We start from the raw sequence: 17626 nt of genomic DNA, 5'->3' as shown, positions 1-17626 counted from the left end.
GACTTACTCCTGAGTAACCGGTTGCGCCACTGGAATCAGCGGCAATATCAATAGTGCAGAGGTGCCGCGGCCCAGCCGCGAGTGCATGCGCAACTCGCCCTGATGTGCACGCGCAACCGCCTTGACCACGGCAAGGCCAAGCCCGGTGCCTGTGGTTTTAGTGGTGAAGAACGGCTCGCCGAGACGCGTCAATACAGCGGGATCAATGCCGGGGCCGTTATCGGTAATCGCCAGGCGCAGGGTATTGCCGCGCTGGTACAGATGGATCTTCAGGCGCGCATCACGTCCGGCCGCCTGAATGGCGTTTTCGACCAGATTGAGCACCGTGCCGATCAGCGTGTCGCGGTTGCACAGCAACTCGCCCGCCACCGCATCACACTGCCAGCGCACCTGCATGCCCTGAACATGCGACTCGCCAGCGGCACGCAATGCGCCGAACAAAGCCTGCGGTGTCAGGCGGTCCGGTAACGGTAAATCGCCACGGGCAAAAATCAGCATGTCGCGCACCTGATGTTCAAGCTCATGCAGGCGGTCTTTCAGGCGTCCGGCAAAGCGCTGCTGTGTTTCAGCCGGAAGCACTTGTTCAGTCAGATGGCTGGCATACAGCAGCGCGGCGCTGAGCGGTGTGCGAATTTGGTGGGCCAGCGAGGCGACCATGCGCCCCAGCGCCGATAGCCGCTCGTGACGCGAGAGCTGATCCTGCAAACGACGGGTTTCGGTGAGGTCGGTAAGCAATACCAATTGGCCCGGCTCGCCGCGCAGTGAACGGGTGGCAATCGACAAACGCCGACCATCCTTGAGCGAAACCTCATGGCCATCGTCGTCACGCGGGGCAAAACTGCGGGCAATCACTTCGCGCCAGAGCATCCCGACCAGAGGCTGACCGAGTAAGTTACGCGCCACCGGATTGGCTTCGCGCACCACGCCCTGGCCATCAATAACCGTTACCCCGCCCGGTAACAGATCAAGCAGGCTTTGCAGACGATGCGCCAGACGTTCTTTTTCGGCCAGCTCCTGCATGCGCTGAGCGCTGACAAACGCCAGTTCGCCCTTGAGCTCAGTGACCCGCGCTTCGAGCATGCTGTAAGACTCAGTGAGCTGCGACGACATCTGGTTAAACAGATTAAAGGCATGCTCCAGGCTTTCGCGGCTGGCTTGCTCCAACGGCTCGGCAGTTGCGGACACAGCAACACGTGGCGCTTCAAGGCGACCAGCGGACTCGATGGATTGAACAGGTAAGGCACTCGGTTTCATGCTTTTCTCTCGCGCGGCGAGCCGTCATAAGACAGTCAGTTAGCAGAGAGTTAGCAATACCCGTGCCTAAAAAAATATCGTTATAAATCAATCACATAAAAATAAAGCCGAAGATTCTGTCAAACCTTCGGCTTTATTTACGGGGGTCGCGCCAATCGCCTGACTCGACCAGTGGTTCAGAGCTTAGCTGACGCTGTCATCCATGCCGTCTTCGTCGCGACGATTCATGTTGTATTTACGCATCTTCTCAACCAGGGTCGTGCGGCGAATGCGCAACCGCTCAGCCGCACGCGCCACCACGCCATTGGCATCATCCAGCGCCTGCTGGATCAGGCCTTGCTCAAGATTGCCGAGATAGTCTTTCAGGTCGAGCCCTTCCGCTGGCAGCATCGCCGGCATGTCCATGCCCGGCAAGCCGGCGACGATTGCCGAACGTTCGTCCATCTCGTCGAAGAAAGTCTGGCTCGCCTGCTCGTCTTCATCATCCACATGGCGGAACTTCTTCGGCAGCTCGCTCACCCCGATCACGCCATAGGGATGCATAATCGCCATGCGCTCAACCAGATTGGCCAACTCACGAACGTTGCCCGGCCAGTCGTGACGGCAGAGCGACATGATGGCGGCTGAATTGAAACGGATCGAACCGCGCTTCTCGTGCTCCATGCGCGAGATCAACTCGTTCATCAACAACGGGATATCTTCGATGCGCTCGCGCAGCGGCGCCATCTCGATCGGGAACACATTCAGCCGGTAGAACAAATCTTCACGGAAGCTTCCGCTCTCGATCATGTCCTCCAGGTTTTTGTGAGTCGCCGCGATAATGCGCACATCAGCGGTTTGCGTCTTGTTGCTGCCCACGCGCTCAAACGTACGTTCCTGCAGCACCCGCAGCAGCTTGACCTGCATCGGCAACGGCATATCGCCGATCTCATCGAGGAACAAGGTGCCGCCGCTCGCCAACTCGAAACGCCCGGCGCGCGAGGTAATTGCACCGGTAAAGGCGCCCTTCTCGTGCCCGAACAATTCGCTCTCCAGCAACTCGGCCGGAATTGCGCCGCAGTTAACCGGTACAAACGGGCCTTCACGGCGCTTGGAGTGATAATGCAGATTGCGCGCAACCACCTCTTTGCCAGTGCCCGACTCGCCCAGAATCAGCACGCTGGCTTCAGTGTCGGCCACTTGTTGCATCATCTGCCGTACATGCTGGATGGCGCGACTGGTACCAACCAGGCTGCGAAACAGATTGGTTTCACGCTGACGGCCACGATCACGCGCCTGGTCGTGCATTTCGCGGTAAACCTGAGCGCGATGCAGCGTATCCAGGAGCTTGTTGTAGCTAGGGGGCATTTCGAGGGTGGCCAGAACCCGGCGGCGAATGTCTTCCGGCCACTCAGGCGCAACCGCCTCTTCCACCAGCAACACGGGCAGACAGGCGTCGTATTCGAATATTTGTTTGAGCAAGCCTATCAGTGGCTGTGAGGCTTCAACTTCACCGACCCAGGCACACAAAACATCGCGGCTTGATTCAAGTTTGGCCACAGTTTCGCGCCAGTCCTGACTGCCGCAGGCAACAAAGCTTTCACCCAGAAAACCAAGAATGACCGCCAGATCCCTTCGGCGCTCGATGTTGTCATCAATCAACAGAATTTTGGTATCACGCCACATAGTTTTTTTGGACTTCCCCGGGGTATTCGAGGCGCCCTCAAGAAAATGGGCCGCCAGCATGTTGCCAGTAGTTAAATCAATTTACCCCAGGCATGTCAATTTAATGGCGTGTTTTATTTGCAGAGTGATACGTGGAGCCGTTTTCTCAAGAACAACGGCAAACCAGCATGCAGGACTCTAGCGCGGGGATATGCGCGGAACATGCTGCTATAAAGCGGCTGTCAGCCAAACATCTGATAAACCTTGGCACCTTGATGCGACTGATTGAGCTGACGCAGCTCAGCCGCAATACGCTTTTGCTCGGCCTGGCAAACAGCGACCAACTCGCGATACAGGTCGAGCATCTCTTGCATGCGCAGGCGCAGCGACTCTTCGTCTTGCACGGTTTCGAGCATGGCATCATCCACCACCTGACGGCAGCGCAAGTCCAGCTCGCTGATTGCGCTCCAGTCGTGTGTCGCCAAAGCGCTGCGCAGTGCAGTACCGGTTTCCTCGAGGCGCTGGACAGATGAGCTCATATCGACTTCCTTACGTACAAATCAGGGTTGATCAGCCGATTGCATCCCAACCGGATTTAACTTCGCGTAGCAGTGCGGATACTTCATCCAGCGGCGCCAGCTCATTTTTGGAGTTGGCGTGCATCAGGCGAGTTTCCATGTAGGTGTACAGGTTGTCCAGATTAGTGGCCAACTCGCCACCCTTCTCGAAATCCAGCCCCTGACGCAGACCGCCAACAATAGCGATGGCCTTGCCAATCATTTCACCTTTGAGTGCCAGCTGCTGACGCTCCATGGCGCCGCGCGCTTGAGCGATGCGAGTCAAGCCACCTTCCATGAGCATCTGGATCAAACGGTGTGGGCTTGCGTCCACGGCACGCGCGTGCGTGTTGACTGTTTGATATTGCTTAAGGGCTGCCATCGCGTTCATTGTCGCTCTCGCTGTGTTGATTGCTGATACTTAAGGTATCGGCAAGGGTGCGAGATGCTTTAACGGAAATTTGCCAAAATTCGAGACGGAAAGGCTCAAGAACAGCCATTTTGTCCCGGCCTGATTAGCCGAGACTGCCCTTCCCTACTATCACTTATCTTTCTTGACGATACCAGGCAACGCCTCAAGCGATTGCGTCAAGCGGTCGCTGGTCTGCGACAACTGGCTTACCAGAGCATCCATTGCATTGAACTGCTTATAGAGTCGCTCCTGAAGTGACTCAATGCGACGATTGAGGTCTTCTTTTTGCTTATCGATATTGGTCAGCGTCGATTGCAAGCCATCCATACGCTGCTCAAGCACACCGCCGCCTTTGATGAAGCCATCAATTTTACTGTCGAGCCGACTGGTTAAACCCGTATCACCGGTGAAGAACGTGCCAATTGAATCGAAATTATCAGTGATCGCGGTTTGCAGCTTGGTATCGTCAATGGCCAGTGTGCCATCTTTTTGGGTGGTGATACCCATATCCGCAAGCGCATTTATTCCCGCTTGGTTTGCCGGATTAACCAACTCTTTGCGCACAGCACTGAGCAGGTTACGCACTGTCGCATCGCCCACCAAACCACCGGTAACAGGCTCTTTACCCTCGCCGACGCTAACGACTCGGGTCAACTCGTTACTGGTAGTGATGAGCGTGTTATAGGCGTCGACAAATTTCTTGATGTTGGCGGTGACGCCTGATGTGTCCTGCCCGACCTTGACGGTCGCATTCTTGCCCGACTCAGTCACAGCAACCAGAGACAAAGTAACGTCAGGAATCGCATCAGTCACAGTGTTGGTTTTGCTGTTCAGAACCAAGCCATCAACGCTGAACTCAGCGTCAGCAGATTGGGTAATGTAGCCCGCGCTGGCCGGATCCGCGCTATTCATGGCTTGGCTGCCGTCGGCACTCAGCGCAGATAGATTGCCAGTACCACTGACGATAATATCGTTGCCAGCGCCGGTGGTGGTCGAACTAAAGACCAAACGCGCTTCGCCCGTGCTTGGGTTATTGACGATGTTAGCGCTGATACCCTGGTCTTTGAGCGCTGTGTTCAACTGGTCACGCGTACTGGCAAGATCGGAGCCTGCAGCAATTTTGACTTCAGTCACTGCGCCTGAAGCGCCCAATTGCACAGAGAAGGTCTCTTCAGTTGCACCGCTTTCAAAGGTACTGGCTACAGCAGCCGTGGCAACTTTACTCGAAGTCGCCAAGCTGTTTACCACCACCGAGTAGGTACCCGGCAAGGCATTCTTTGACGCTGATGCAGTCAGCGAACTGGTATTGGAGGAACTGGCGGTGCGGTTCTCAAACAACGTGATATCGTTCAGCCCCGCCAACGCAGTCTGGAACTCACTCAAGGCACCCTTAAGTGTTCCCAACGCAGAAAACTTGGAAGTTGTGGCAGTTTCAAGGCGCGACAGTTGCGCTGTCTTCGGGGCTGAGTCAGCATTCACCAAAGCACTGACAATGCTGTCTATGTCCAGACCGGAACCACCAAGACCTGTTATTCCTACCATGTTCTCCACCTCGTCATGGGTTTGACGCTAAATCGTCTAGAGCCAATCTCCATCAAAAATCATGCCGCCTATCCAACATCTGCGATAACTGGATAGTAATACGGCTTTTTATGCTTCAGCTCTAAACAACAAGCTGCGGACGGCATCAAGGTTTTCAGCTAACTTGAGCGCATCCTCAGACGGAATCTGCCTGATTACATCACCCGAAGTTGAATCCGTTACCTTGACCACTACACGGCCGGAAGAGTCATCCACCGCAAAGTTCAAGTCTCGGCGAATTGACTGCACATAACTCTGAATCGAAGAAGCTGCCTGCTCAACTGTTTGAGCTGAGGCATCAGCCTTGATTCCAGTTTGGGCTTGTTCACTGGCCGTAATCAGATCAGTTTGAGCAGCTACCTGGTGACTACCAGTAGCCGCTAGCAGAGTTTTAGTTCCGCTGTTAACCAACGACAACGTATTCGTGGTTGCTACGTCCATCGTTAAATCCTCTGAATGGCAAGACGGGGAGAAGCGCTAAGCACTTCCCCCCGCGGTGTTTGCCTGACTAACCGGCGTGTTACTGCAGGAGGCTGAGAACGGCCTGTGGCAGCTGATTGGCCTGAGCCAAGATCGCAGTACCAGCCTGCTGCAGAACCTGGTTCTTGCTCAGGTTGGCAGTTTCAGCAGCGAAGTCGGTGTCCTGAATACGGCCTTTTGCAGCCGATACGTTCTCCGAAATGCTCTGCAGGTTGCTAATGGTGTTGTCGAAACGGTTCTGCACCGCACCGAGATCCGAACGCTGGGAGTCGATAGAGGCAATCGCCGCGTCGATGACATCGATAGCGTTCTGAGCACCGTAAGCTGTGCTTACGTCAACGTCACTAACGGTAGCCAGGATACCGGCTGGCTCGCCAGTCACTTTGGCAGCACCCGTACCAGACAGTGAGAACGCTGAAGATGAGCTCAGTTTCAGCGCACCGTTGGCAACAGCAGTACCTGCACCAATGTTAGAGGCGGTTGAGAGATCACCCGCGTTATCGCCATCCGAGTCTTCCGAAGAGCGAGCCTGAACGGTGATGTCTGCTGCGGCTGATGCAGTAGTGCCGTCTGCCTGGAGACCAGAGGCGGTAAACTTGATGGCAGCGCCACTGTCCGAGCTGATCTCAAGCGTTCCATCACCATTAACTTTAGCCTGCAGACCCGAACCACTTGAGTTCACTGCGCTTACGACTTGGTCGAAGCTGGTGAGACCTGCCAAATCAATGGTCGAATCTACTTTTGAGGTATCGGTGCCAGAAACTTCAATTTTCAGATTGAAAGTTGCAACTGTAGAGGCTTTGGTAAGCACTGCATCGGTACGAGCAGACGCTTTAACCGGGGTACCAGCGCTGTTAATTTTGCTTGCAACCGAAGCTGCTGTGTCAGTTGCAGTGAAAGCTTGAACGTCGGTTTGCTTACCGTTTGCCGAAATTTTCAGTGTGCCACTTGCGTCAGCGGCAGTAGCAGTAGTGATTCCCAGTGCTGTACCGGCTTTGTCCGAGGTGTAAGCACCGATTTTGTTGGAGCTGGCGTTGCCGATCGAAACGTTGATGGTTTCGTTAGCATTGGCACCTACCTGGAAAGCAGTGGAACCGAACGAGCCGTCGAGCAATTTACGACCACCGAAAGTGGTGGTTTCAGCAATACGGTTCAATTCGTTTTGCAGAGCGCCCACTTCTTTCTGCAGAGCAGAACGGTCGGTGGAGTCGTTGCTGCCGTTAGCGGCTTGCAGAGACAGGTCACGCATACGCTGCAGGATGTTGGTCGACTGCTGCAGTGCGCCTTCAGCGGTTTGCGCCAAAGAGATGCCGTCGTTGGCGTTACGAACAGCAACGCCCAGACCGCTGATCTGGCTGCCCAGACGGTTGGAGATCTGCAGACCAGCTGCGTCGTCCTTGGCGGAGTTAATGCGCGAACCGGTAGACAGACGCTGCAAAGAGGTGCTCAGCGCATTGGAAGACGAGTTCAGGTTGCGCTGAGTGTTCAGAGAAGCAACGTTAGTATTGACTGTAAGGGCCATGATTCATGCCTCCAATGGGCTAGTACTTTAGGTAACCGGGTGGTGCGAGCGTTTGGGTTGCTGTGTTGCGCTATCACCCAGTTACTTCGCATTCAAGAGTTGTATCGGCGCTACCTGCAATTGCTTTAGAAATTTTTTTGCAACTGCTTTCGGGCAAGACGTTTTAGCTTTGCCGTCAATATGTTATCGACACAATCGAAGCCAACATGAGGGGGAATTTGCCAACGCGCATGCTCAGCCCGGTGAATATTTTCCGCAGCTAACGCCCTTCCCCTTGCGTTTCAGCGCGCGGCAATCAGTCGCTCCGCGCCCTGCAAGCTGCACGCAGGCATTACAATGCCCCCGCCGTTTCAAACCAGAGAGTCTTCATGCCCGCCGCCTCCCCGCTCGCTGTCTATTTGCATGCCGTTGCCACTCAGGGCTTCCACGAAGACCCCGCGCAGCGCCAGGCTGCTGAAGCGCTGGAGGCATGCTTCAACGCACTCAATGGCCAGGCGACTGCAATAAACGGCGTGTATTTGTGGGGCCCGGTCGGTCGCGGCAAGACCTGGCTGATGGATGCGTTCTATCAAAGCCTGCAAGCAAGCGCGCAGCCGATACCGGCGCGGCGCCAGCACTTTCATCACTTTATGAGCTGGGTGCACCAGCGTCTGTTTCAACTCACCGGCACTGCGGACCCGCTAAAAGCATTGGCGCGCGAGCTCAGCACTGAGGTGCGGGTGCTGTGCTTTGATGAATTGTTTGTGGGAGATATTGGCGATGCGATCATCCTTGGCAACCTGTTCAGGGTGATGTTCGACTGCGGCGTGGTCGTGGTTGCGACCTCCAACCAGCCGCCCGAAGATCTCTATGCCGATGGCTTCAACCGTGAACGCTTCTTCCCCGCTATCGCCGCCATCGAGCAACACATGCAGGTAGTCAATGTCGATGGCGGACAAGATCATCGCCAGCATCCGGGAAAGCGCCAGCAACGCTACTGGTTAAGGGAGTCAGGCGCCCCGAGCGCCATGCCCGAGTTGTTTGCCAAGCTAAGCGGCGGGCAAACCGGCAGCGCAGAGCCGCTGATAATCGGCAACCGCACACTCTCATTGGTGCAACGTTGCGAGTCGGTGCTCTGGTGCCGTTTCAGCGACCTGTGCATGCAGCCATTGGCCGCGCCGGACTTTATCGCACTGTGCGATCAGTTCAGCACCATCATACTCAGTGAAGTGCCCAACCTGAGCGCCAGCCAACGCAAGGCCAAGATAGCCCGTGGCACTGAGGATGCGCCGGTAAAGGTGGATGCGGGTGACCGGCAATTACCGGCATTGTCGGTACACGATGACAGCGTGCGGCGTTTCATTGCACTGGTCGATGAATGCTACGACCGCAAAGTGCCGCTCTATATAGAAGCCGCCGTGGCGTTGACCGAGTTGTATACCGAGGGGTATCTGGCCTTCGCGTTCCGCCGCACGCTGAGCCGCCTGCAAGAGATGCAGTTACAGCGTTTCGGCCAGGTGGGTGAGGCGCAGGACAATATCACGGCACCTGCACCCACCGCCGAAGCAGTCGAGTAAGCGCTAAATGGCGCGCTGATTGACCCGCGCCGAGAGCGCCTCGGCAGACTCCTTGCGCTCCGAGTAACGGTCGACCAGATACTCGGACTGCCCACGCAACAGCAGCGTGAACTTGACCAACTCTTCCATCACGTCGACCACGCGGTCGTAGAACGCCGAAGGTTTCATCCGCCCTGCTTCATCAAACTCCAGAAACGCCTTGGGCACCGATGATTGATTGGGAATAGTGAACATGCGCATCCAGCGCCCGAGCACGCGCAACTGGTTGACCACGTTGAACGACTGCGAGCCACCACACACCTGCATCACGGCCAGCGTCTTGCCTTGCGTGGGTCGTACCGCGCCCATAGCCAGAGGCACCCAGTCGATCTGAGTCTTGAACACGCCACTCATGGCGCCGTGGCGCTCGGGTGAGCACCACACTTGCCCTTCACTCCAGACCATCAATTCGCGCAGCTCAGCCACCTTGGGATGGTCGTCCGGCGCATCGTCGGCCAATGGCAAACCGGACGGATTGAATATCCGCGTTTCAGCACCGAAATGCTCAAGCAGGCGCGCGGCCTCTTCGGTCAGCAAGCGGCTGAATGAGCGCTCCCGGTTGGAGCCGTAAAGCAGCAGAATGCGCGGCTTGTGGGTAAGTTGAGCAGCAGCCTTGAGCTTGTCGATATTCGGAATATCCAACAATTGCTCATCGGCATTGGGCAGATCCGTAGCAGACAACTGCTCGGTGTGTTGGGATATATCGGTCATCAATCAGTCCTTTGTTTGAAGTTGAGTCTCAGGGTCGAACCAGCGGCGCTTGAGCCAGAACGACACACTGACCAGCGAGATCAGTACGGGCACCTCAACCAGCGGCCCGATCACCGTGGCAAACGCCACCGGTGAGGCCAGCCCGAAGGTTGCAATCGCCACCGCAATGGCCAACTCGAAGTTGTTGCTCGCCGCGGTAAAGGCCAGCGCTGTGGTGCGCGGGTAATCGGCGCCGAGCCATTTACCCATGATAAAGCTGATGAAAAACATCACCAGAAAGTAGATCGCCAACGGGATGGCAATGCGCAATACATCCAGCGGCAGTTCCAGCACCATGTCGCCTTTAAGGCTGAACATGGCAACGATGGTCAGCAGCAACGCCACCAGTGTCAGCGGGCTGATGCGTGGCATGAAACTGTTCTCAAACCATTCCTGCCCCTTGCGTGCAATAAGCATTTTACGGGTTATAAAACCGGCGAAGAACGGGATGCCAAGGTAGATCAACACCGACTGGGCGATGTCGATAAAACTGACCTCGACCACGCTGCCTTCCAGGCCAAACAAGGGCGGCAGAACGCCCAGAAAAAACCACGCATAGACGCTGAAAAACAGGATCTGAAAAATACTGTTGAATGCCACCAACCCGGCGACATATTGATTGTTGCCCCCGGCGAGCTGATTCCAGACCAAGACCATGGCAATGCAACGCGCCAGACCAATCAGAATCAGGCCGGTCATGTATTCCGGCTTGTCGGAGAGAAATACCACGGCCAGCACGAACATCAGCACCGGGCCAATCACCCAGTTCTGCACCAGCGACAGCAACAGAATCCGCTTGTCCTTGAACACCTCGGGCAACTGCTCGTACTTCACCCGCGCCAATGGCGGGTACATCATTACGATCAAGCCCAGTGCAATCGGGATGTTGGTACTGCCGACCGACAAGCTGTCCAGCCACACCGGGAAACCCTCAAACACACTGCCAAGGGTGATGCCCAACGCCATCGCCAGGAAAATCCATAGCGTCAGATTGCGATCAAGAAAGGACAAACGGCTGTTACTCATTGCGCTATCTCCTTTGCCTAGAGCTGGCCAATTCGGGCCATCTGTGCATTGAGTTGGTCGCGATCCAGCTCTGCAAATGGCAACGCCATGAAAGCTTCCAGGCGGCGACGAATCTGTACCAGAGTTGCATCAAACGCAGCGACCATCTGCGCCTCTGACTCATCACAATCAGAGGGGTCTGCCAAACCCCAATGCGCCTTGTGCGCAGAACCGAAGTAGATCGGGCAAGCCTCACCCGCGGCGTTGTCACACACGGTGATAACAAAATCAGGCTGCAAATCTGCCAATGCTTCGTTGCCTTTGCTGTAAAGGCCTTGTGCGCTGATGCCGGCTTTCTCCAGAGTTTTAAGGCTCATCGGGTGAATCTGCCCCTTGGGCTGACTGCCCGTACTGAACGCTTGCATGCCGGCCGGCGCGATATGGTTGAACATCGCTTCGCACAGCACGCTGCGACAGCTATTGGCAGTACACATAAAGATGACTTTCATGGTTATTTCCTAGCAGCAAGACGTGAGACGTTGAGGGCGGTCACCCATGTGATCAAGGCGCTGTGCATCGGGCGCGAGCCAGTGCGCATTGGCCTCCAGAGTGATAGCGATGACGTGCTCGATCCAGGCTGGCAGCTCTGGGGTCAGGCGGTAATACACCCACTGCCCTTGACGCCGGTCGGTGAGCAGGCCGCAGTTGCGCAGCTGGGCTAAATGGCGGGAGATTTTCGGCTGGCTCTGCTCCAGCGCGCACATCAGTTCGCACACGCACAACTCCTGCTCACGGGCGATGAGCAACATCAAACGCACGCGAGTATCGTCAGCCAGACACTTGAAAACAGCGGTGGGGGTTAAGTCAGCAGACATAAAAAAACCCGCTCAGGGACAATATATGGAAATTCGAATATACGAAAAAACATATATACTGTCCAGCGGGTTTTACGATTCTGCAAAAATCAGGCGCCGATTGGCATCAGGCCAACTGATAAACCGCCTTAGCCTGATTGGCAGCCAGCAGGCGCATGACATAGCCGATTTTGAGTAATGCAGGCCCCAGAATCGTCATTGTGTGCGCTGCGATGAGCGGCCCTATTGCGAGTAAATGATCAAACCGGTACGCAGCTACCACACCGATCACCAGCATCAGCACGCCCAAACTGAGCAGTATCGAGCTCAGCTTATGCAGTGACCATGACGCAGCCGATTGAATGAACATGTTTAACCTCACTTAACCCAGTAATCACTCACGTGCAGGAAAAGCTGTAGCCTCAACCAAGGGCGGAGATAAGCCGCCCTTGGTTGGCTTTTACGCGTCGAGCGCGCTGGCAGGCCCGAAGAACTCGTAGTGGCACTGCCCGGTGGGCACGCCCAGCTCACTCAGATGGCGCTTAACCATTGCCATAAAAGGCTTGGGGCCGAGGAAATAGGCATCGATGTTGCGATCTTGCGGCAACCAATTTCCCAGGCATTCACGTGTCAGAAAGCCGCTGGCGTCACATTCATCGGCCGCTTGCGGCTCGCTGTAGCTCACGTAGTAACGGACCTGCGGGTGAGCGGCTGTCACCGACTCAATCCAGTTCTTGAACGCATGCACACTGCCATTACGCGCGCAGTGAATGAAGTGAATGGGCCGACCGCTGTTTTTCGCCGCCTCAACCATGGCCACTGCAGGCGTAATCCCCACACCGGCTGTAATCAGGGCAATTGGCCGTGAAGACGGTTGCAAGACAAAATCACCGGCTGGCGCAAACAACTCGATGCTGTCGCCCACCTGCAAGGTGTCATGCAGGTAGTTAGAAACACGCCCCTGGGCCTCACGCTTAACACTGATGCGGTACTGCTTACCGTCACTCAGGGCGGACAGCGAGTAGTTGCGGCGCACTTCCTCACCGTCGATTTCAAGCTTCATGCCGATGTACTGGCCCGGCTGATAAGCAACGACTGCACCGCCGTCAGCTGGCACAAAATACAGCGAGACGATCTCTTCACATTCTGCAACCTTGCGCGCCAGGGTGAAGGTGCGAGCGCCGCGCCAGCCGCCTTCAGCTTGTTCATTGGCTTGATACGCGCTTTCTTCAGCACCGATCAAGATGTCGGCAAGCATGCCGTAAGCCAATCCCCACGCCTCGATGACCTCATCCGTGGCGATCTCTTCGCCGAGCACTTCGCGAATGGCGCGCAACAGGCAGGTGCCAACAATCGGGTAATGCTCAGGCAGAATCTGCAACGCCACGTGCTTGTTAACGATTTGGTTGACCAACGGACCGAGCGCCTCAAGGTGATCGAGGTGCTTGGCATACATCAAGACCGCGTTGGCCAATGCGCGCTGCTGATCACCGCTGGCCTGGTGCGCCTGATTGAACAGCACACGCACTTGCGGGTATTCACTGAACATCAATTGATAGAAATGCCGGGTGAGTGCCTCGCCACCGGTTTCGAGCAATGGCACAGTGGATTTGATAATCGCGCGCTGCTGTGGAGTCATCATCAGTGTTCTCGCAAGTCAGAAATATCAGGGGTACGATGAGCAACGCCTCTACAGTCGAAATTGCGTGATAGCGTGCTCCTATGTATTAACAGTCAATCTTCGTGCCAGCTTATAAATCTAATAAATTCAATGACTTACAAAAATAGTGAGTCATTATGACAATTAACTTTTGCAGTCTTTTAGACTCACAAGAGTCATTATGACCAATCCACTTTTACACGCTCTCGTTCCCTTGGTCGCCGACCTTTCGCGTGATTTAAGCGACGAGGAACGCTATCGCCGGCTGCTGCATGCCTTGCGCGAGGTACTGCCATGCGACGCCGTTGCACTGCTCAAACTCGAAGGCGAAACACTGATCCCGCTCGCCGTTGAAGGCTTGAGCACCGATACCCTCGGACGCCGCTTCAAAGTCGACGAACACCCGCGCCTGCACGCGTTATTGGAGAATCAGGGCCCTACCCGTTTTGCTTCGGACTGCGACCTGCCAGACCCTTATGACGGCTTGGTTGACGGGCATCGTGGCCATTTACAGGTTCACGATTGTCTCGGCTGCCCATTACAAGTAAGCGGCGAGACGTGGGGGCTGCTGACCCTCGACTCGCTGGACCCGACACGCTTTGGCAGTGTCGATCTCGACAGCCTGCAAGCCTTTGCCAGTCTAGCCGCCGCCAGCGTCATGGCCAGCGAACGCATCAAGCAACTGGCACGCAGTGTTGAAGACCAGCGCCATCTGGCCGAGAGCTACAAACAGGCGGCCGGCCAACATCAGCCACAAGAGTTGATCGGCCAAAGCGCGGCGCACAAACAACTGCTGCACGAAATTCAACTGATCGCCAACAGCCCGCTCACCGTGCTGATCACCGGCGAAACCGGAGTCGGCAAGGAGCTGGTCGCCGAAGCCATTCATGCGCAATCCGCGCGCCTGCGCAAACCGCTGATTCGGATCAACTGCGCCGCCCTGCCCGACCTGCTGGTTGAGAGTGAGTTGTTTGGCCACGTGAAAGGCTCATTCACCGGCGCCATGAGCGAGCGCCAGGGCAAGTTTGAACTGGCCGATGGCGGCAGCCTGTTTCTCGATGAAGTCGGCGAACTGCCACTGGCAACGCAAGCCAAGTTGCTGCGGGTGCTGCAAAGCGGGCAGTTGCAACGCGTCGGCTCTGACCGAGAGCTGCATGTTGATGTGCGGATTATTGCGGCGACCAACCGCGACTTGGCGGGCGAGGTGCGCGCTGGACGCTTCCGCGCCGACCTCTATCACCGCCTCAGCGTGTATCCGCTGCCCGTCCCGGCGTTGCGCGATCGCGGCCGGGATATTTTGATGCTGGCAGGTTATTTTCTGGAACAGAACCGCGCGCGTCTGGGCTTGCGCAGTTTGCGCCTGAGCAGTGATGCCCAACGCGCGCTGCTAGGTTACGACTGGCCTGGCAATGTGCGTGAACTGGAACACCTGATCGGCCGCGCCGCGCTTAAAGCGTTGGCCAATAATGCCCCGCGTGCACGCATGGTCAGTATTGAGGAAGACCAGCTTGGCCTGAGCCAGCCCACGGCAGCAATTGAATCACCTGCCGCACTGGCGCCGGTTGTGTCGAGTCCGCCGGGTAAGGACCTGAAAACCTCGCTGGACAACTATCAGCGCACGCTGATCATCGAGGCGTTGAGCCGCCACAACCATAAATGGGCCGACGCCGCCCGCGAACTGGGCGTAGATCGCGCCAACCTGAACCGGCTGGCCAAGCGACTGGGCATTCGCCAATAAACCCTGAGTACAAAAAACGGCCTTTGCACAGGACAAAGGCCGTTTACGGGTTGGCATTTGAGTAAGCCTTAAGCGGGGCCCAGCGAACGACTCAATCGTCAACCTTGGCCAAGGAAAATACGCTGGTCAGCCAGTTCTTGGCGTAGCAAGTCGACAGTGGCGAGGTGCTGCATTTGCCAGAGTTGTAGGCCTGCTTGATCGCCTCGACATCGGCGTTCTGCACATAAGCCAGTGCATCTGCCATTCGCTCAGGATCGCCAAAACCGCCAGTGCGCATCTCACTGATGGCCTCGGTCTTGCTCCAGCCCTGAATAACCATGCGGTACATGGCCGCCATCAAACCAGTGCGATCACGGCCGTGCTTGCAATGCATCAACACCGGTCCTTTCTCACCGGCATCCTGCAGCACGTGAAGCACGCGTATGACGTCGGCATCGGTGACCCGATCCGCATGCAGCGGGATGCTCACGCGGCTCATCTGCGCGTTGCCCATCCACGTTTTGTCATCATCTTTGATGAAGGTAACAACAGTGCCGACATTCAACGCCTGGAGCATCGGCACGTTGTCGGCAGTCGGCAACGCGCTGCGGTACAGGTTGGGCGTCATCTGATAAAGATTAAAACCCTTGTCGACCGGCGTGGCCCAGATTTGCTGATGCTCGGTCACAGTGACCGGTTCAAGCGGCTTATAGCGCTGCAGACCGACAGTGGTTAAGGCGGCGACAGCGATCACGGCGACACTGACAGAGAGAATCACCTTGCGTGAGAGAAACGGCATGTGTGGCTCCTGTTTTAGAGCCAGAACGATAGAACTGTAAACGTGAAAAACTCATGAAATTACCGTCAAGAAAGCCTGCCGGAGCACCAAGATGTGAATCCATTGGCTAAATTCGCGCCTCTGTTGCGGCGTCGCTGCCTGATTACAGAATGCATCCAAACTATGAGTCTCAATTAACTTCACAACCATTGAGGCACCCGAGCTGCCGGCCTTCAGCGTCATTGCAGGCTTCGCCGCAAGTGGCATGGTTGCGCGCCCGCCTGAACCTTCGCAGATGCACTACGCTCTATTGTTGATGCATGAATTCAATACACCGTTGAGTGGACTCGGCGGTGAATGTGCAACGTCCATGGAGATTCCTGATGAGCAAGAAGAACCTGACCCACGCAACTGGGGCACCGGTCGTCGACAACCTGAATATTCAGACCGCTGGCCCGCGTGGCCCGGCATTGCTGCAAGACATATGGTTGATCGAGAAACTGGCGCATTTCGACCGCGAAGTGATTCCCGAGCGCCGCATGCACGCCAAAGGCTCTGGCGCTTACGGCACATTCACTGTTACTCATGACATCAGCCAGTATTGCCGGGCCAAGCTGTTCAACCAGATCGGCAAGCAAACCCCACTATTTCTGCGTTTCTCAACCGTAGCCGGTGAGCGTGGCGCGGCCGATGCCGAGCGCGATATTCGCGGTTTCGCGGTGAAGTTCTACACCGAGGAAGGCAACTGGGACATGGTCGGCAACAACACCCCGGTGTTTTTCTTCCGTGACCCAATGCGCTTCTCCGACCTTAATCACGTGGTCAAGCGCGACCCGCGCACCGGCATGCGCAATGCCACCAGCAACTGGGACTTCTGGACCCTGTTACCGGAAGCACTGCATCAAGTGACGATTGTCATGAGTGATCGCGGCATTCCCAAAAGCTTTCGGCATATGCACGGCTTCGGCAGCCACACATTCAGCATGCTTAACGCTGCCAACGAGCGGGTGTGGGTCAAGTTCCATTTCGAGTGCCAGCAAGGCATTGAAAACCTCACTGACGCCGAAGCTGAAACGGTCGTCGGCAAGGATCGGGAAAGCAGCATGCGCGATCTCTACGAGAGCATCGAAGCCGGCAACTTCCCCAAGTGGAAGATGAGCATTCAGGTCATGACCGAAGAGCAAGGCCGACACCACAAACACAACCCATTCGATCTGACCAAGGTCTGGCCGCATGCCGACTATCCGCTGATCGAAGTGGGTATGCTGGAACTCAACAAAAACGCCGAAAACCATTTCGCCGAGGTTGAGCAAGCCGCCTTTTCGCCCGCCAATATTGTGCCGGGCATTGGTTTCTCGCCGGACAAAATGCTTCAGGCGCGCCTGTTTTCATACGGCGATGCACAGCGCTACCGGCTGGGCGTCAACTTCAACCACATTCCGGTGAATGCGCCTCGCTGCCCGCACAACAGCTATCACCGCGATGGCGCCATGCGCACGGATGGCAACCAAGGCTCAACCATCGCCTATTACCCCAACAGCATGGGCGAATGGGAAGACCAGCGCGACATTGCCGAGCCGCCACTGGCCCTTGAAGGCGACGCCGCCAACTGGGATCACCGCGTGGATGTTGACCACTTTGAGCAGCCCGGTGCGCTGTTCCGCCTGATGAGCCCTGAGCGCCAGCAAGCACTGTTTGATAACACCGCTCGCGCCATGGACGGCGTGCCCGCGGCGATCAAGCAACGTCATATCGACAACTGCAGCAAGGCCGATCCGGCCTACGGCGCCGGTGTCGCCAAGGCAATGGGCATGTAA

At 56.3% G+C, this 17626-nt stretch carries 17 protein-coding genes; 3 read left to right on the top strand and 14 right to left on the bottom strand.

All coding sequences use genetic code 11. The annotated features are described in order from the left end of the window. Positions 1-3: 3 nt before the first annotated feature. The 7 genes from FEZ62_RS03330 to FEZ62_RS03300 all read right to left on the bottom strand — a co-directional run bounded on the left by FEZ62_RS03330 (position 4) and on the right by FEZ62_RS03300 (position 7450). On the bottom strand, positions 4-1254 hold the full coding sequence (locus tag FEZ62_RS03330) for an ATP-binding protein (protein ID WP_172926810.1): 1251 nt from the start codon (positions 1252-1254) through the stop codon (positions 4-6). A gap of 183 nt (positions 1255-1437) precedes the next feature. Next, on the bottom strand, positions 1438-2919 hold the full coding sequence (locus tag FEZ62_RS03325; protein WP_172926809.1) for a sigma-54 dependent transcriptional regulator: 1482 nt from the start codon (positions 2917-2919) through the stop codon (positions 1438-1440). Between the two features lie 221 nt (positions 2920-3140). Beyond that, complete coding sequence (fliT, locus tag FEZ62_RS03320) at positions 3141-3437, bottom strand: flagellar protein FliT (RefSeq protein ID WP_069901747.1); 297 nt, start codon at positions 3435-3437, stop codon at positions 3141-3143. Positions 3438-3468: 31 nt separating this feature from the next. After that, positions 3469-3846, bottom strand: a complete 378-nt coding sequence (fliS, locus tag FEZ62_RS03315) for a flagellar export chaperone FliS (RefSeq protein WP_069901746.1) — start codon at positions 3844-3846, stop codon at positions 3469-3471. A 150-nt stretch (positions 3847-3996) separates the two neighbouring features. After that, positions 3997-5409, bottom strand: coding sequence for a flagellar filament capping protein FliD (gene fliD / locus FEZ62_RS03310; RefSeq protein WP_172926808.1), 1413 nt, complete (start codon positions 5407-5409; stop codon positions 3997-3999). 108 nt (positions 5410-5517) lie between these two features. After that, positions 5518-5889 (bottom strand): flagellar protein FlaG, encoded by a 372-nt coding sequence (locus FEZ62_RS03305; RefSeq protein ID WP_172926807.1) that lies wholly within the window; start codon positions 5887-5889, stop codon positions 5518-5520. 79 nt (positions 5890-5968) lie between these two features. Beyond that, the gene (locus tag FEZ62_RS03300; protein ID WP_090510687.1) at positions 5969-7450 is read right to left on the bottom strand and encodes a flagellin; all 1482 of its coding nucleotides are present in this window, start codon (positions 7448-7450) and stop codon (positions 5969-5971) included. A gap of 368 nt (positions 7451-7818) precedes the next feature. On the opposite strand from FEZ62_RS03300, the gene zapE reads away from it, so the two are divergent. After that, on the top strand, positions 7819-9006 hold the full coding sequence (gene zapE / locus FEZ62_RS03295; RefSeq protein WP_172926806.1) for a cell division protein ZapE: 1188 nt from the start codon (positions 7819-7821) through the stop codon (positions 9004-9006). Between the two features lie 3 nt (positions 9007-9009). On the opposite strand, the gene arsH is transcribed toward zapE, so the two are convergent. The 6 genes from arsH to hmpA all read right to left on the bottom strand — a co-directional run bounded on the left by arsH (position 9010) and on the right by hmpA (position 13296). Then, on the bottom strand, positions 9010-9756 hold the full coding sequence (gene arsH / locus FEZ62_RS03290) for an arsenical resistance protein ArsH (RefSeq protein ID WP_172926805.1): 747 nt from the start codon (positions 9754-9756) through the stop codon (positions 9010-9012). Between the two features lie 3 nt (positions 9757-9759). After that, the gene (gene arsB, locus FEZ62_RS03285; protein ID WP_172926804.1) at positions 9760-10821 is read right to left on the bottom strand and encodes an ACR3 family arsenite efflux transporter; all 1062 of its coding nucleotides are present in this window, start codon (positions 10819-10821) and stop codon (positions 9760-9762) included. 17 nt (positions 10822-10838) lie between these two features. Then, positions 10839-11309 (bottom strand): arsenate reductase ArsC, encoded by a 471-nt coding sequence (locus FEZ62_RS03280; protein WP_172926803.1) that lies wholly within the window; start codon positions 11307-11309, stop codon positions 10839-10841. Positions 11310-11318: 9 nt separating this feature from the next. Beyond that, on the bottom strand, positions 11319-11675 hold the full coding sequence (locus FEZ62_RS03275; protein WP_069901739.1) for a metalloregulator ArsR/SmtB family transcription factor: 357 nt from the start codon (positions 11673-11675) through the stop codon (positions 11319-11321). A 106-nt stretch (positions 11676-11781) separates the two neighbouring features. Then, a complete protein-coding gene (locus FEZ62_RS03270) occupies positions 11782-12024 on the bottom strand; it encodes a hypothetical protein (protein WP_069901738.1) in 243 nt (80 codons plus the stop codon). 90 nt (positions 12025-12114) lie between these two features. Further along, on the bottom strand, positions 12115-13296 hold the full coding sequence (hmpA, locus tag FEZ62_RS03265; protein WP_172926802.1) for an NO-inducible flavohemoprotein: 1182 nt from the start codon (positions 13294-13296) through the stop codon (positions 12115-12117). A gap of 196 nt (positions 13297-13492) precedes the next feature. Between hmpA and norR the strand changes: the two genes are divergently transcribed. Beyond that, complete coding sequence (gene norR / locus FEZ62_RS03260) at positions 13493-15052, top strand: nitric oxide reductase transcriptional regulator NorR (protein WP_172927065.1); 1560 nt, start codon at positions 13493-13495, stop codon at positions 15050-15052. Between the two features lie 91 nt (positions 15053-15143). Here norR and FEZ62_RS03255 read toward each other — a convergent pair whose 3' ends face one another. Next, positions 15144-15830, bottom strand: a complete 687-nt coding sequence (locus tag FEZ62_RS03255) for a dual specificity protein phosphatase family protein (protein WP_150548855.1) — start codon at positions 15828-15830, stop codon at positions 15144-15146. A gap of 362 nt (positions 15831-16192) precedes the next feature. On the opposite strand from FEZ62_RS03255, the gene FEZ62_RS03250 reads away from it, so the two are divergent. Next, positions 16193-17626, top strand: coding sequence for a catalase (locus FEZ62_RS03250; protein WP_172926801.1), 1434 nt, complete (start codon positions 16193-16195; stop codon positions 17624-17626).

Origin of the sequence: Pseudomonas sp. MS19 (assembly GCF_013277615.1) — a bacterium.
Lineage (GTDB): Bacteria > Pseudomonadota > Gammaproteobacteria > Pseudomonadales > Pseudomonadaceae > Aquipseudomonas > Aquipseudomonas marincola.
Note: the sequence above shows the minus strand (reverse complement) of the source record. Positions and strands in the feature narration are given on the sequence as shown.